Genomic DNA, 15,318 nt, shown 5'->3' with positions numbered 1-15,318 from the left:
CAACCCTCTGTGGAGGGTATTTGGTATGCGTGACGTGACCCCTTCATTGGTCCAGGCGCAATGAGAGTGGGTGGCTATGCAGCGAGCAGAGTTTGTTGCTGTTTCTATTCAGTCTTGGCGAGTTGATCTAGCTATCTCTGCTCTCTGTTTCAAGCTAATCCTGCGAGCCGGCACCGCTGTCTACTAGCCGTCCATCGTGAAAGTGCACGATGCGCTCGGCCCGGGCCGCTACGTCGTGTTCGTGGGTGACCAGCAGGATCGTCATCCCCTGTTCGCGGTGGAGCTCATCAAACAGATCCAGCACCTCTTTGGTGGTGCGGGAATCGAGGGCGCCGGTGGGTTCATCGGCGAGCAGCAGATTGGGGTTGTTGATAATCGCTCGGGCCACGGCCACCCGTTGCTGCTGGCCGCCGGAGAGTTGGTTGGGTTTGTTGTTGAGCCGTTCACCAAGGCCCACCCGCTGCAGGGCGGCAATGCCCAGTTCACGCCGCCGCTCGGCTGGAACTCCCGCATAAACCATCGGCAGCATCACATTGTCCAAGGCCGTGAGCTCTTGGAGTAGGTGGAATTGCTGAAACACGAAGCCGAGCTCGCGGTTGCGCAGATCTGCCAGTTGGTCGTCGCTGAGGTGTTCCACAGCCGTGCCATTGAGCCGGTAGCTGCCGCTGCTGGGGCGATCCAGGCAGCCCATGATGTTCATCGCCGTGCTCTTGCCCGAGCCAGACGTGCCCATCACCGCCAGATATTCGCCGCGGCGCACGTTCATGCAGAGATCATCCAGGGCGGCTACCGCGGTGTCGCCGCTTCCGTACACCTTGCGGATGTGGTCCAGCTCCGCCACAAGCGGCGCCGTGCTGCTGCTCATCAGCCGATCGGCAGCCCTGAGGCCGCCAGGGCTTTCTGCAGCATCGGCGTGCCGGCGACAGCACCATTGGCCCAACCGAACAAGGGGTTGGAGAGGATGCCGCCCACCGCAGTTACCACCACGCAGGAGATCAGGGCGGCGCGCAGCGGCTGAAGACCCGCCACATTCCAGCTGAGTTCTGGATAAGCCTTCACCACTTCAGAGGCTTCCTGCGGCTCCTTCACCACCATCATCTTGATCACCGAGATGTAGTAGTAGATCGACACCACCGAGGTGAGCAGACCCACCACCACCAGCAGGTATTGGCCATCGGCCCAGCCTGCGAAGAAAAGATAAATTTTGCCGAAGAAGCCCAGCATCGGTGGGATGCCGCCCAGCGACAGCAGGCAGAGGCTCAGGCCAAGGGTGATCAGCGGATCCTTTTGGTAGAGGCCTGCGTAATCACTGATGCGGTCGCTGCCGGTGCGTAGCGAGAACAAGATGATGCACGCGAAGGCCCCCAGGTTCATGAACAGGTAGGCCGCCATATAGAGCACCATGGCGGCGTAGCCGTCTTCGGTGCCGCACACCAAGCCGATCATCACGAAGCCCGCCTGGCCGATGGAGCTGTAGGCCAGCATCCGCTTCATCGATGTTTGGGCCAGGGCCACCACATTGCCCAGCACCATGCTCAAGATCGCCAGCACGGTGAAGAGGAGCTTCCACTGCGCTTCAAACGGCTCAAAACAACCCACCAGGATGCGCAGGGCCAGGGCAAATCCTGCCGCTTTTGAGCCCACCGAGAGGAAGGCCACCACCGGAGTGGGAGAGCCCTCGTACACATCCGGGGTCCACTGGTGGAAGGGCACTGCGGCAATTTTGAAGGCCACGGTGGAAAGCACGAACACCAGGGCCAGTGCGGCCACGGGCGATGCACTGGTTTGTAGGGCGATTCCCACCGCTTCAAGGCTGGTGCTGCCGCCGGTGAGGCCATAAAGCAGTGAAGCGCCGTAAAGAAACACAGCTGCCGCAGCTGAGCCCACCAGCAAATATTTCAGCGCCGCTTCCGAACTGCGCGCGTCGCGCTTCATGTAGCCGGAGAGCAGATAGCTCGCCACGGAAAGGGTTTCCAGCGACACGAACACGCTCACCAGGTCGGTGGAGCCGCAAAGCAGCATGGCCCCGAGCGTTGCCGCCAGAAGGATCGAGGCGTATTCGCCCACCGGTGTGCCGGCCTGCTCCACGTAGCGCCAGCTGATCAGCAGCGACAGCAGTGTGGAAGCGGCCACCACGGCGCGGAAGGCGATGGCCAGGTTGTCGGCCAGGAAGGAACCGAGGAAGGCCGGCTCAAGCGGCGATGCATTCCACTGCAGCGCCAACAGGCCTAGAGCACTGCCCAGACCGATGTAAGAAAACACGGGCACCCAGCGGGAGGCGGCTTTCTCGCCGGCCAAATCCACCAGCAAGCAAGCCAGCATTGCCAGCAGCACCGCGCCTTCGGGTGCCACAGCGCCGGCATTGAGTTGCAGCGAGGTGATCGCGCTCACTGCAGGCGCTGCTGCTGAACCGGCCTCGGCCAGAAGAAAGTGCACAGCTGGATCAAGGTGCCCGTTGGGCGCGACTGTAGCCGCGCCCCAGGGCTTGACTGGCGGTGCGATAAAGAGGGAAGCGGTTTACCGCCTGCCTGTGGCGCACACCCTTGTCATCGTTGAGAGCCCCACGAAGGCCCGCACCATCCGCGGGTTCCTTCCCAAGGACTTCAAGGTGGAAGCCTCGATGGGGCACGTGCGTGACCTGCCCAACAACGCCAGCGAGATTCCGGCCGCCCACAAAGGCGAGAAGTGGGCCAACCTCGGCGTGAACACCGCCAACAACTTCGAGCCGCTCTACGTGGTGCCGAAGGACAAGAAAAAGGTGGTGAAGGAACTCAAAGACGCCCTCAAGGGTGCCGATCAGCTGCTCCTGGCCACTGACGAAGATCGGGAAGGGGAATCGATCAGCTGGCACCTGCTGCAGCTGCTCAACCCCAAGGTGCCGGTGAAGCGGATGGTGTTCCATGAGATCACCAAAGAAGCGATCGGCCGGGCCCTCGATCAGACCCGCGAGCTCGATATGGAGCTGGTGCACGCCCAGGAAACGCGGCGGATCTTGGATCGCCTTGTGGGCTACACCCTCTCGCCGCTGCTGTGGAAGAAGGTGGCCTGGGGCCTCAGCGCCGGGCGGGTTCAATCGGTGGCGGTGCGGCTGCTGGTGCAGCGCGAGCGGGCGCGGCGTGCCTTCAAGAGCGGTAGCTACTGGGATCTCAAGGCTCAGCTCCAGCAGGGCAGCGCTGCTTTTGAGGCCAAGCTCACCCACCTCAAAGGCGAGCGCATTGCCGGTGGGTCTGATTTTGATGAGGCCACCGGTGCCCTCAAGGCCGGCAGCAAGGTGCGCTTGCTCGCCGAAAGCGAGGCCCGCCAGCTGCGCGAGGCCGTGCTGGCGGCTCCCTGGCGCGTGGCGGCTGTGGAGGAGAAGCCCAGCACCCGCAAGCCGGTAGCTCCCTTCACCACCAGCACCCTGCAGCAGGAGGCCAACCGCAAGCTGCGCCTCTCGGCCCGCGAAACCATGCGCACGGCCCAGGGGCTCTACGAGCGCGGCTTCATCACCTACATGCGCACCGATTCGGTGCATCTCAGCGATCAGGCCATCAACGCCGCCCGCAGCTGCGTAGGCGACAAATACGGCAAGGAGTATCTGAGCCCTTCAGTACGGCAGTTCTCCACCAAGGCCCGCAATGCACAGGAGGCGCACGAGGCCATCCGCCCGGCTGGCGAGAGCTTCCGCGACCCTTCCGCCACCGGCCTCGATGGCCGCGATCTGGCGCTCTATGAGCTGATCTGGAAGCGCACGGTGGCTTCGCAGATGGCCGACGCCAAGCTCACGATGTTGAGCGTGGATCTGGAGGCCGATGGTGGCGCTTTGGGCACGGCTGCATTCCGTGCCACCGGCAAGCGCATTGATTTCCCGGGTTTCTTCCGTGCCTACGTGGAGGGCAGCGACGATCCCGATGCGGCTCTCGAGGGCCAGGAAGTGCTGCTGCCATCGCTGAAAACCGGCGATAGCCCGGCCTGCAAGGGTGTAGAGGCCCTTGGCCACCAAACCCAGCCGCCGGCGCGATACAGCGAAGCGGCCTTGGTGAAGATGCTGGAGAAGGAAGGCATCGGCCGCCCCTCCACCTACGCCTCGATCATCGGCACGATCGTGGATCGCGGTTACGCCACCCTCCAGAACAACGCCCTCACCCCCAGCTTTACGGCGTTTGCGGTGACGGCCCTGCTGGAGGAGCACTTCCCCGATCTGGTGGATACGAGCTTCACCGCTCGGATGGAGAACACCCTCGATGAGATCTCCCACGGCCAGGTGCAGTGGCTGCCCTACCTGGAGAGCTTTTTCAAGGGCGACACAGGGCTGGAAACCCAGGTGCAGCAGCGCGAGGGCGACATCGACCCAACCGCGTCGCGCACCATTGCGCTCGAGGGCCTGCCCTGTGTGGTGCGCATCGGACGCTTCGGTGCCTACTTGGAAACCAAACGCGTTGCCGACGACGGCACCGAGGAACTGCTCAAGGCCACCCTGCCCAACGAGATCACCCCAGCCGATCTCGATGCCGAGAAAGCTGAGCTCATCCTCAAGCAAAAGGCCGATGGTCCGGAATCCCTGGGTGAAGACCCGGAAACCGGCGATCTGGTGTATCTGCTGTTTGGCCAATACGGCCCCTACGTGCAGCGAGGGCAGGTCAGCGACGACAACCCCAAACCGAAGCGCGCTTCGCTGCCCAAGGGCACCAAGCCGGAAGAGCTGAGCCTCGAAGACGCTCTGGGTTTGCTGCGCTTGCCGCGCCACCTGGGCGAACATCCCGAGGGCGGCAAGATCGAAGCCGGCCTAGGCCGCTTTGGCCCTTATGTGGTGCACCACAAGGGCAAAGGCGAGAAGGACTACCGCTCGCTCAAGGCCGAAGACGATGTGCTGATGGTGGGCCTGTCGCGGGCGATCGAGCTGTTGGCGCAGCCCAAACGCGGCCGTGGTGGCCGCACCGCCCTCAAGGACATCGGCACGCCTGAGGGCGCCGATGAGGCGATCCAGCTGTTTGATGGCCCCTACGGCCTCTACGTGAAGCAGGGCAAGGTGAATGCCTCCCTGCCGGAGGGCACCACCGCCGACACGATCACCCTCGAGCAGGCGGTGGAGCTGCTGGCGGCCAAGGCTGCCACCGGCAAGGGCAAGGGCCGCAAGGCTGCAGGCACCGCAGCGGCCAAGAAGCCAGCCGCCAAGAAACCGGCTGCGAAGAAGGCCCCGGCCACCACCAAAACGGGCCGCTTGCGGGCCAGTGCCGTGCGGGTGATCCGCGCCGCCGACAGCTGATGCAGCGGCTGCGGCCCCTTCCCTCACTGCTGCTGGCCTCGGCCTTGGCCGGCTGCAGCGGCACCCCCTTTGGCGATCAGCTGTCGCGCAGCTTTTCCCAGCCGCCCGCTGCTCCGGAGGCGCCGGCTGCCACCACGGCCAAGCCTGCCGCTCAGCCACCGGCTGCTGCCCCTGAGGCCAAGCCGGAGCCTGCTCCTGAACCCGCCAAGAAACCTGCCCCGCCGGTGGCCCCGAGTGCACCGGCTCCCTACCGCGTCACCATCAAGTTGCCAGCGGCCGATCCTTCCTCCCCCGCTGAAGCCGTGACCGATGCCCTGCGTCAGGCGGGCGTGGCCTTTGAGGTGGAAACGATCGAGCGCGTGCCCGCCGCCGCGGATGCACCGGCGGCCCCTGTGCGCACCCCGGCGCCCCCCGCCCGATGAGCCTCAGCCGCCGCCAGGCCCATCAGCTCACCGCCACGGCCTATCTGGCTGCCGCCACGGCCTTGCTCTGGGTGGGTCTCTACTACCTGCCCGTGGGCGGTGCGCTGTTCCGGCTGGCCTTGCCCCTGCCCCTGGCGTTGCTGCAGTTGCGTCATAACGGTCGCTGCGCCGTGGAAGGCGTCACCGTGACGGCGATGTTGCTGGTGGCCTTGATGGGCCCGATCCGCGGCCCGCTGGTGCTGTTCCCCTATGGCTTTCTGGCCCTTTGGTTGGGATGGTGCTGGCGGCGCCGCTTCAGCTGGTGGCTCAGCTGGGGGGTGGGCGTGTTCATTGGCGCCGCTGGTTTTCTGGTGCGGGTGGCGGTGCTCTCGTTGCTGCTGGGTGAAAACCTCTGGGTGGTGATCACCACGGCGGCGGCGCAGCTGCTCGAGCGGCTCAGCGGGCTGTTGCAGCTGGGCGGCGGCCCGGATCTGTTGCAGGTGCAGCTGTTGGCCCTGGGGCTGGTGCTGCTGCAAAACCTGATCTACGTGTTGGCCCTGCACGCGGTGGCCCTGTGGATCTTTCCGCGGCTGCGCAGCCCGATCACCCCGCCACCGCCGCTGCTGCGGCCCCTGCTGGCCCTCGATCCCCTTTGACGCTCCAACGCCTCAGCGGAGACCCCCGCCAGGCCGAGCACTGGTGCAGCCAGCTCGCAGCTTCGGCGGAGGCCACGCGCGTGCTGCTGCTCTTGGCGGGCACCGAAACCGCCGCAGTGCCTGGCATCTCGGCCGCCGGTGCTACGCCGGAGAGCCGTCGCCTCACCGCCGCTGCCGATGCGGAGCTGTTGCTGCTCGGGCCTTCGCTGCCCCGGCCCCATGCCCTGCCGCCCCTGCCGGCCGGGGTGAGTCCGGCTCTGATCGCCCGCGTGGTGGTGGAACAGCTGGGCCTGCAGCCCCTGGTGGTGGATGCGGGCGCAGCGGTGCCGCCGGCGGTGCCCCATCTGCAGCTCGGCTTGCAGCCTGCTCGTTGCCTGAGCACGGGCCAGGCCATGCCTGTGGCGCAGGTGCAGAAGCTCCTAGCCCTGGGGCGGCGCTGGGGGCGGCAGCTGGCGCGGCGGGCGCAGCCGCTGCTGCTGGCTGAGTGCGTGCCGGGTGGCACCAGCACCGCCCAGGCGGTGCTGCAGGGCCTGGGTCTTGAGGTGGCTGGCTTGGTGAGCGGCAGCCTGCGCGAGCCCGCCCATGCCCTTAAGGCTGAGCTGGTGCGCTGCGGCCTGGCGGCCGCGCAGCTGCGGGAGCCGGCCAGCGCAGCGGCGGTGCTGGCCGCCGTGGGAGATCCGATGCAACCGCTGGCGGTCGGGCTGGTGCAGGCTGCCGCCCTGGCGGGCTTGCCGGTGCTGCTGGCGGGCGGCAGCCAGATGGCGGCGGTGTTGGCTCTGGTCCTGGAGCTCACCGCTGTGGCGGAGCGTCCCCTACTGGCCAGTCGCGTAGCCATCGCCACCACCGCCTGGGTGGCGGCCGAGCCCAGCAGCGATCTCGCGGCGCTTCTGCAGCTGCTGCAGCGCCGCTGGGACTGCGAACCCTTGGCCTTTGCAGCAGGGCTGCGCTTTGGCCGCTGCCACTCGCCGCAGCTGCAGGCGTTTGAACAGGGTTTTGTGAAGGAAGGGGTGGGGGCCGGGGGGCTGGCGGCGCTCTGGCAGCTGAGTGGCCGCAGCCCTGAGGCTCTCGCCGGCGCCTGTGATCAGGCCTGCGCGCTGCTGCATCGATCGTCGGGTGGTGCCTCGTAGGGTCAAGCCCATGGCTCAAGCACCGTTGCTATCGCGCCGTTACCTGCTGCAACTGGCTGGCCTGGGGGGAGCGGTGTTCGCCTCAGGCGCTCTTGCGGGCTGCCGCCGCGGCGGCGTCGCCGGCCGGTTGCTCAGCGTGCGCGGCGCACTGCCATCCGCCTGGGCAAAGGCCCTCCCCTCCGCCTGGCGCTCCCAACTGCTCGATACCCCCCAGGCTCTGTTGCAGGCCCTGGATCAGCCTTCCCTAGAGCCAACGCTGATCAGCCTTGGGGATGGCTGGGTTGGTCAATTGCAGCGCGATCGGCTTCTGCCTGTCAACACACCGGACCTACTGGCCCTGCTCGATCCCATCGCCCAAGCGCCGAGCCGCTTGTTTGCACCGGCTTCGGCAGCGGCGCTGGCGTTCCCCTGGGCTTTCGGCACCTGGGTGATCCTGCTGCGCAACCGCCCGGATCTGCTGCGTCGCCGCCGTGAAGGCTGGTCGTTGCTGCTCGATCCCAGCCTGAAGCAGCGGCTGGTGCTGCCCGCCAGCCCTCGCATCCTGATTGATCTGGCGCTGCGCCAGTTGGATCTCTCCAGCACCAGCCCCAACGCCCTGGATGATCCGCGCCTGCCCCAGCAGCTGCGGCGCCTGCACGCTCAGGCGCTCAGCCTCGATGAGCGCCATGGCCTCAGCTTTTTGCAGGCTGGCGATGCCGATGCCGCGGTGGTGACCAGCCAGCGGGCCATTCCGCTGCTGCAGCGCGATCCCCGCCTGGCGGCCGTGCTGCCCGCCTCCGGTGCACCGCTGTGGTGGCAGCTGCTGTTGCGGGTGAGCCCTGCCGGCGGTGGCGCCCAGCCACAAGCGGCCGCGCCCCTGCCGCTGGAGTGGATCCGCGATGGCCTCAGCCTGCCGCTGTTGGATCGTTTGCTGGCGGGCGGCTGGGTGCCGCCCCTACCGGCGGAGCAGTTGCAGCCCGCCTTGGCCCGCTGGCCCGAGCGCCTGCGGCCCCTGCTGCTGCCGCCGGCGCCGGTGCTGGCGCGCTGCAGCAGCTTGCCGCTGCTCTCGGCGGCGGAACAGCAGCGCCAGCAGCAGCTCTGGGATCAGGCGATGGCTGGCTAATCCGCTGCTTTAGCCCCACAGCCGCCGCCTAGGCGCCGCCGCCAGCCGCTGGTGCGTGTCGGCCAGGAGATCGGGGATCGGCAGCTGGTGGGGGCAGCGGGGCAGGCAGTCGCCGCAGCGTTGGCAGGCGCTGGCATCGACCGCTTCCCACCAGTGACCTGCCCGGCCGATCAGGTTGTAGCGCTCCTGGGTGAAGGCTGTCATTCCATGGCCGATGGCCAGGTTGCGCAGCCGCAGCAGCTCTGGAATCGGCACGCTGCTGGGGCAGGGCAGGCAGGCGCGGCACTGGCCGCAGGCCTCAGATCCCAGCCGCTCCTGCCGCGCGGCGCTGAGCCGTAGCAGTGCTGCCCGGTGCTGGGGCTCCAGCCAGGGGCTCACGCCGCTGAGGGCTGCAGCAAAGCTCAGATCGCTGGGGTGTTCGGCACCGAGGCTCAGCGTTGAGATGCCCTGATCCAGCAGGAAGCGGTAGGCCAGCTCCAGTGGTTGAAACGGAGCGCAATCGGCCAGCAGCTCCGGCGAGGGCGCATAGAGCCGTCCGCCCTTGTCGGCCGGGGAGATGGCCAGCACCCCGATGCCGCTCGCCAGGGCTGCGCGGGCGATGGGTAGTCGAGCAGGATCGAGCAGGTGCAGATGCAGGCTGCAGAAGTTGAAGCGCCCGCTGGCCAGGGCCTGCTCGATCAGGGTGTTACTGCCATGGCTGGAGAAGCCCACCTGCCCCACCAGCCCTTCTCCCAGAGCCCAGGCCAGCAGTTCAGCGCCGGGGCCTCCCAGGGCCCAGTGCAGGTGCTCCGGCCGGTTGAGGCCGTGTACCGCCAGGTTGTGCAGCTGGGGCAGGCCCAGCCGTTCCAGAATGGCCCGCAGCTGCTGCTGACCATCGTTGAGCGTGAGGCCAGGTAGCACTTTGCTGGTGATCACCAGCTGGTTGTGCACCCCTGGATCCCGCGCGGCCAGAGTCTTGAGGGCCTGCCCCAGGTAGAGCTCTGCCGCGCCGTAGGCCGGTGCCGTTTCCACGTGGTTGATGCCGGCAGCGATGGCGGCATCGAGCACCGCGGCCATCTGGCTGGGGCTACCGGTGGCACGCATGGTGCCCAGGCAGAAGGGGGAGACGGCCGGCCCACGGCCAAAGGGCCGGCGCTCAAACGGCGCTGCTGGGGGGCTCATCATCAGGTGCCTCCTCGTTGTTGTCCTCCAGCTCGCTCTGGGCCTGGTTGATGTGGCGCACCAGCTCGGCGGGGCTGATGCCATCGAGGAAACGACGGAAGTCGGCGGCATCCTCCGCATCGGCTTCCGCATCCACCGGGATCGAGGCATCGGCCACTACCTCTTCCAGCATCCAGATGCTGCTGCCGGTGCGCAGGGCCAGGGCGATGGCATCACTGGGACGTGCATCGAGCTCGTGGCTTTCGCCATCGGTGCCGCTCAGCTTCAGCACCGCCCGAAAGGTGCTGTCTTCGATGGTGTGGATGATCACCCGCTGCAGCTCTAGCCCACCTGCCACCAGGAGCTCGGCCATCAGGTCGTGGCTGAGGGGGCGGGCCGGGGGCTGTCCTTTAAGCCCGGCCATGATGTTTTGCGCCTGGGCCTGGTCGATCCAGATCGGCACTTGACGGCGCCCGGATGGGTCGCGCAGCAGCACGATCGGGCTGCGGCTGGCGGCATCGAGGGCGATGCCTGCCACGCGCATCTCAACCATCGCTCGCCTGCCTGCGCCTTTGACCGATTATGGCCAGGGTTGATCGGGGCACCGCATGTTTACCGGGCTGGTGCAGGCCGTGGCTGTGCTGCAGCGCTGCAGCGGCGGCGTTGAGCTACGGATTCCCAGTGCAGCTGGGCTGGATCCGGCGGGCCTGGCCCTGGGTGACAGCGTGGCCGTGGATGGGGTGTGCCTCACCGTGACGCACCGCTCCGCCCAGGGCTTTCGCGCCGATGTGAGCGAGGAGACCCTGGCCCGTACAACCCTGGCGGCCAAGGCCGATCGGCGCTGCTGGGTGAATCTCGAGCCGGCCTTGCGCTTGGCCGATCGCCTCGGCGGCCACCTGGTGAGCGGCCATGTGGATGGGCAGGGCACTGTGGTGGCGGTAGAGCAGCAGCCGGCCTCCTGGCGTTTGGTGCTGCGCTGGCAGGATCCCGCCTACGGCCGCTACGTGTGCGAGAAAGCCAGCGTGGCCGTGGATGGCATCAGCCTCACCGTGGCCGATTGCAGTGCCGATGGCGCTGAGTTTTGGATCGCTGTGATTCCACACACCTGGAGCTCCACCACGCTGCAGCACTTGCGGGTGGGCGATGCGGTGAACCTCGAGGCAGATCTGCTGGCCAAATACACCGAGCGGCTCTTGGTCCACCGATCCGGCATGGCGGCAGCCGATCAGGCGGGCACGATCAGTTCGGCCTGGTTGGCCGAGCACGGCTGGAGCTGACGAACCTGGTATCCATGCCTACCGTCCGAGAGACGGTGTGGTTTTTCATGGCTTCCGACAGACCGGAGCTCGATCTGGGCTCCTTGCGTAGTTTCACCATCTCCGAAGGCATCGTGCTGTTGGTGCTGGGGGTGCTGGCCTTGCTGTTCCCCGTGATCGCCTCCGCCTGGGTCACCGTGATCGTGGCGCTGGCGTTTCTGGTGGGTGGCATCTTCGGCTGGATCAACAGCCTGAATCGCTCCCGCCGGCTCAGCCGCTGGCACTGCTTCTGGCGCCTGGTGGTGTCCACCCTGTTTCTCGTGACCGGCGCCTGGATCATTCAGCAGTTCAGCGCTGGCCTCGTGCCGGCTGCCGCTCAGGTGGCGGCGCTGGCCTTTGCCATCGGCATCGTGTTTCTGGTGGAAGGTGTGGTGGCCACGATCGTGGCCCTCTCCCACCGTGAGATGAACGGCTGGGGCTGGGGCCTAGCCAACGGTGTGGTCACCTTTGTGCTCGGGCTGATCATCGTGTCGATGAAGGCCGGTGGGCTGCTCAGTGTGCTGGGCATCCTGGTGGGCATCAGCTTCCTGTTCAGTGGCATCGATCTGCTGGTGTTCAGTGCCGCCTTCCACGGCCCGAACGATCGCGGTGGCCCTGCCCAACCGGCCTGATCAGTCGTCTTGATCAGTCGAATCTGCGCTGCCCTCATCCATGGGCAGCAGCCAGATGGAGCCGGTTTCCTCGTGGATTTCAATCTTGAATTCCTGGCCCGGCTCCAATCCCATGCGCCGCGTGTAGGCATGGCCGATCAGGAGATTGCCATTGCCGTGCACCCTGGTGCGGAATTCAGCCTGGCGGCCGCGGCTGCCCCCGCCACCACCACTGCTGGCGTGGCTGGGAAGCTTGTATCCCTTGGCTTCCACCAGGGCGCGGTAGAAGCTTTTCTTCAGCAGGCGGCCACTCGGACCCACATAGCCGCAGGCTCTGGCGATCTGATCTTCGGGGCGATTGCTCAGGGCTCGCGCCTTATCAAGTAGGGCCTTGCCTTCCAGCATCTGCACTGGCGTGCTCACTTTCTCTTCAACGAACACCGGCTGGGCTGAGAACTGTTGGGCCGATTGTGCCGATCAACTGCAATCAACCGCAAGGGCAAAAGCAGAGAAATTGTTCAAAGCAGATAGAGGAGCCCGTAAAGGATCACCCAGATCCCATCCACAAAGTGCCAATAGAGCTCTGCGGCTTCCAGGGGGAACTGGTTGTCAACCGTGATCCGGCCGCCCTCGCGGCTCTGCCACCACACAATCAGGATCATCAGCCCGCCGAGGGTCACGTGCAGGCCGTGGAAGCCGGTAATGGCGTAGAAGGTGCTGGCAAACAGGTTGTCGGTGAGGCCGAAGGGCAGGGCAAAGTATTCCTTCATCTGCCCAGCCAGGAAGCTGAACCCCAGCGCAGCGGTCACCAGTAGCCAGCGCTGGCAGAGCGGGTGGTCGCCGCGGCGTAGAGCGGCTCCCGCGCGGTGGAAGGTGAAGCTGCTGATCAGCAGCAGCAGCGTGTTGATTGTGGGTAGCAGCAGCTCCAGCTCGTAGTTATGGCCGGTGGGCAGCGGGTTCACGGCCCGGAAGGTGAGGTAGGCCGCGAAGAACCCCGCGAAGGTCATGCCATCCGCCACGAGGAAGGTGGCCAGGCCGAACAGGCGGTGATCGCCGTGGCCATGGTCGTGCTCGCTGCTGACGGTTTCCTGCTGAAGGCTCTCGTTTTGAAGGCTGGTCATTGCTGATCTCCCTGGCCGATGGTCCATAGGTCGCGTCCGCTGCTGGCCTCCAGGCTCAGCTGGCCCGGTGCCACGCCGTAGCCGTAGGGCTCATGCACCAGCGGCGGTTCCCCTTTCCAGTTCTCCACTGGCGGTGGAGAGCTGGTGAGCCATTCGGGGGTGAGGGCATTCCATGGGTTGTCGCCCGCAAGGGTGCCGTTGAAGGCGCTCATCACCACATTGATCAGGAATGGCACGGTGCTGATGGCCATCAGCAGGGCACCGGCACTGCTGAATTGATTGATCAGGGTGAACTGTGGGTCGTATTCGGCCACCCGGCGCGGCATGCCGTTGAGGCCCAACCAGTGCTGCGGTGCGAAGCAGAGGTTGAAGCCCACGAAGGTGAGCCAGAAGTGCGCTTGCCCGAGCGGTTCATTGAGCAGCCGCCCGGTGACCTTCGGATACCAGTGGTAAATGGAGGCAAAGATCACAAACACCGTGCCGCCGTAGACGATGTAGTGGAAATGGCCCACCACGAAGTAGGTGTCGTGCACGTGGATGTCGAATGGCACCTGGGCGAGTGCAACGCCGGTGATGCCGCCGAACACGAAGTTCACGATGAAGCCACAGCAGAACAGCATTGCCGTGTTGAGCGTGATTTTGCCGCCCCAGAGGGTGGCTAGCCAGTTGAAGAATTTGATCCCGGTGGGCACGGCGATAAAGGCCGTGGCGATCGTGAAGAACAAACGCATCCAGGGTGGAGTGCCACTGGTAAACATGTGGTGGGCCCACACGATCAACCCCAGAAACACAATTGCCATGATCGAGTACACCATCGTGGTGTAGCCAAATAGGGGTTTGCGAGCGTGCACCGGCAGGATCTCACTCACCAGCCCGAAGGCCGGCAGCACCATGATGTACACCGCTGGGTGTGAATAGAACCAAAACAAGTGCTGATACACCACGGCATTGCCGCCCATGGCCGGATTGAAGAAGCCGGTGTGGGCAATGATGTCAAAGCTGAGTAGCACCAACGTGCCGGCCAGCACAGGCGTGGAGAGCACCACGAGGATGCTGGTGCCGAGCATCGCCCAGCAATACATCGGCAGCTGCATCAGCTTCAGCCCGGGCCGGCGTAACTTCAAGATCGTGGCGATGAAATTGATGCCACCGAAGATGGAACTGCCCCCGAGCAGAAGCACACTCAGGATCCAGATGATCTGGCCGGTGGCCGGTGTGGTGGTACTCAGAGGCGGATAGGCCGTCCAGCCCGACTGGGCTGCGCTCGCGAAGAAATAGCTGCTGATCAGCAGGATCCCGGCCGGTGGAATCAGCCAGAAAGCCACGGCATTGAGCCTTGGGAAGGCCATGTCGCGGGCGCCCACGTAGAAGGGGATCAGATAATTCCCGAAGGCGCCGTTCACCACCGGCACGATCCATAGGAAAATCATCACCGTGCCATGCAGGGTGAGCACTTCGTTGTAGGTCTCGCGCGGCAGAAAGTCGGAGATGGGGGTGACCAGCTCAGTGCGAATGGCCCCGGCTAGTGCGCCGCCGATCAGATAAAAGATGAAACCGCACACCAAATACTGCAGTCCGATCACTTTGTGATCGGTGCTGAAGCTCAGATAGCGCAGCCAACCTTGTGGTTGCAGGGATCCGCTGCTTGTTTGAGGCGTCAGGGTGAGGGTCATGACTGCACCGGTGTGGGGGTGGCGACAGGAGCGGCCGGACTGTTCTTGGCTACCCAGGCGGCGAAGGTCTCCGGCTCTTCAACGATCACGTTGGAGCGCATGCCCCCGTGATATGGGCCGCAGAGTTCGGCACACACAATGGGGTACTGCCCCGCCCGTGTGGGTGTGAAGCTGAGCAGGGTGGGTTGCCCTGGAATCACGTCTTGCTTGAGGCGGAACTGCGGCACCCAGAAGGCGTGAATCACATCGAGAGCTTTCATTTGGAGAGCCACGGGCTGCCCCACTGGCACGTGCAGCTCACCGCTGGTGATGTCGGAGTCGGGGTAGTGAAAGATGAAGGCAAACTGCATCGCCGTGACATCCACCGGTAGGGGCGTGATCGCACCATCGCCGTCGAGGGCGACGGGGCTGATGCCGCCCCAAGTGCGCTCCTCGCTGGCTTGCATGCTGTGCATGCTGTGGTCGTTGAGCGGTGTCATGCCGCCCATACGGTCGTAAATGTCGTAGCTGTAGATCCCAACAAACAGCACCACCACGGCAGGGATCGCCGTCCAGAGGATTTCCAGGGGCAGATTGCCTTCGATCGCAGCACCATCACCGCTGTCGCCCACGCGTCGGCGGAACCTGGCCAAGCTGTAGATGATCAGGCCCACGATCCCGAGAAACAGGATCGTGCCAATGCTGAATAAAACCTTAAAGAGTTCGTCGTAAACCGGCGCATTCACGCTGGCCTGAACGGGCAGCAGGTTGATGTTTTGGCCAACCCAAAGCCCTGTGAGCACCAGCGCCATGCCGGCCAGGAGGGTGAGGATCGCAGGTGGAATCCGCATGGCTGCGGCCGCACAGATGCTTAACCCTATGGAGGCTGGGGCTGCTCGTGCTGCGGCTGTTGGTGTTCGCAGCATTCGAGCGTGATGGGGTGAGGAATTGCACACCGAGTGCAACGG

Annotated in this window: 15 protein-coding genes; 7 read left to right on the top strand and 8 right to left on the bottom strand. The window is 65.3% G+C overall.

Going from position 1 to position 15,318, the window contains the following annotated elements; translation table 11 throughout:
* Window positions 1–154 precede the first annotated feature (154 nt).
* Both KJJ24_RS07770 and KJJ24_RS07765 read right to left on the bottom strand, forming a co-directional pair.
* On the bottom strand, window positions 155–865 hold the full coding sequence (locus KJJ24_RS07770; protein ID WP_214337851.1) for an ABC transporter ATP-binding protein: 711 nt from the start codon (window positions 863–865) through the stop codon (window positions 155–157).
* Entirely contained in the window at window positions 865–2,424 is a 1,560-nt protein-coding gene (locus KJJ24_RS07765; RefSeq protein ID WP_371811802.1) for an NAD(P)H-quinone oxidoreductase subunit N, read from the bottom strand. Before KJJ24_RS07765 ends, KJJ24_RS07770 begins: the two co-directional genes overlap by 1 nt.
* Before the next feature lie 106 nt (window positions 2,425–2,530).
* Here KJJ24_RS07765 and topA point away from each other — a divergent pair, with 106 nt between their 5' ends.
* Genes topA through KJJ24_RS07740 form a run of 5 tightly spaced genes read left to right on the top strand, consistent with a single transcriptional unit; the run spans window position 2,531 to window position 8,531 of the window.
* Entirely contained in the window at window positions 2,531–5,245 is a 2,715-nt protein-coding gene (gene topA, locus KJJ24_RS07760; RefSeq protein WP_214337849.1) for a type I DNA topoisomerase, read from the top strand.
* The gene (locus tag KJJ24_RS07755; protein ID WP_214337848.1) at window positions 5,245–5,667 is read left to right on the top strand and encodes a hypothetical protein; all 423 of its coding nucleotides are present in this window, start codon (window positions 5,245–5,247) and stop codon (window positions 5,665–5,667) included. Before topA ends, KJJ24_RS07755 begins: the two co-directional genes overlap by 1 nt.
* Window positions 5,664–6,302, top strand: a complete 639-nt coding sequence (locus tag KJJ24_RS07750; protein ID WP_214337847.1) for a DUF2232 domain-containing protein — start codon at window positions 5,664–5,666, stop codon at window positions 6,300–6,302. Before KJJ24_RS07755 ends, KJJ24_RS07750 begins: the two co-directional genes overlap by 4 nt.
* Window positions 6,299–7,429 carry a nicotinate mononucleotide-dependent phosphoribosyltransferase CobT gene (cobT, locus tag KJJ24_RS07745; RefSeq protein ID WP_214337846.1) on the top strand — a complete coding sequence of 377 codons (1,131 nt, stop codon included), beginning with the start codon at window positions 6,299–6,301 and terminating at the stop codon, window positions 7,427–7,429. The genes KJJ24_RS07750 and cobT overlap by 4 nt, the downstream gene beginning before the upstream one ends.
* A 10-nt stretch (window positions 7,430–7,439) precedes the next feature.
* A complete protein-coding gene (locus KJJ24_RS07740) occupies window positions 7,440–8,531 on the top strand; it encodes a hypothetical protein (protein ID WP_214337844.1) in 1,092 nt (363 codons plus the stop codon).
* A gap of 9 nt (window positions 8,532–8,540) precedes the next feature.
* On the opposite strand, the gene KJJ24_RS07735 is transcribed toward KJJ24_RS07740, so the two are convergent.
* A complete protein-coding gene (locus KJJ24_RS07735; RefSeq protein WP_214337842.1) occupies window positions 8,541–9,692 on the bottom strand; it encodes an aldo/keto reductase in 1,152 nt (383 codons plus the stop codon).
* Window positions 9,667–10,224 carry a bifunctional nuclease family protein gene (locus KJJ24_RS07730; protein ID WP_214337840.1) on the bottom strand — a complete coding sequence of 186 codons (558 nt, stop codon included), beginning with the start codon at window positions 10,222–10,224 and terminating at the stop codon, window positions 9,667–9,669. The genes KJJ24_RS07735 and KJJ24_RS07730 overlap by 26 nt, the downstream gene beginning before the upstream one ends.
* Window positions 10,225–10,279: 55 nt before the next feature.
* On the opposite strand from KJJ24_RS07730, the gene KJJ24_RS07725 reads away from it, so the two are divergent.
* Window positions 10,280–10,948 carry a riboflavin synthase gene (locus KJJ24_RS07725; protein ID WP_214337839.1) on the top strand — a complete coding sequence of 223 codons (669 nt, stop codon included), beginning with the start codon at window positions 10,280–10,282 and terminating at the stop codon, window positions 10,946–10,948.
* 47 nt (window positions 10,949–10,995) lie between these two features.
* Complete coding sequence (locus KJJ24_RS07720) at window positions 10,996–11,598, top strand: HdeD family acid-resistance protein (RefSeq protein WP_214337837.1); 603 nt, start codon at window positions 10,996–10,998, stop codon at window positions 11,596–11,598.
* On the opposite strand, the gene KJJ24_RS07715 is transcribed toward KJJ24_RS07720, so the two are convergent.
* From KJJ24_RS07715 to KJJ24_RS07700, 4 genes are all read right to left on the bottom strand, one after another.
* Window positions 11,599–11,982, bottom strand: coding sequence for an AbrB family transcriptional regulator (locus KJJ24_RS07715; RefSeq protein WP_214343460.1), 384 nt, complete (start codon window positions 11,980–11,982; stop codon window positions 11,599–11,601). It abuts the gene before it with no gap.
* Between the two features lie 113 nt (window positions 11,983–12,095).
* Window positions 12,096–12,698, bottom strand: a complete 603-nt coding sequence (locus tag KJJ24_RS07710) for a cytochrome c oxidase subunit 3 (protein ID WP_214337836.1) — start codon at window positions 12,696–12,698, stop codon at window positions 12,096–12,098.
* Window positions 12,695–14,371 (bottom strand): cytochrome c oxidase subunit I, encoded by a 1,677-nt coding sequence (gene ctaD / locus KJJ24_RS07705; protein WP_214337834.1) that lies wholly within the window; start codon window positions 14,369–14,371, stop codon window positions 12,695–12,697. The genes KJJ24_RS07710 and ctaD overlap by 4 nt, the downstream gene beginning before the upstream one ends.
* Window positions 14,368–15,201, bottom strand: a complete 834-nt coding sequence (locus KJJ24_RS07700; RefSeq protein WP_214337833.1) for a cytochrome c oxidase subunit II — start codon at window positions 15,199–15,201, stop codon at window positions 14,368–14,370. The genes ctaD and KJJ24_RS07700 overlap by 4 nt, the downstream gene beginning before the upstream one ends.
* Window positions 15,202–15,318 lie beyond the last annotated feature (117 nt).

The sequence above is a fragment of the Synechococcus sp. LA31 genome (assembly GCF_018502385.1).
In the GTDB taxonomy this organism is placed as follows: Bacteria; Cyanobacteriota; Cyanobacteriia; order PCC-6307; family Cyanobiaceae; genus Vulcanococcus.
Note: the sequence above shows the minus strand (reverse complement) of the source record. Positions and strands in the feature narration are given on the sequence as shown.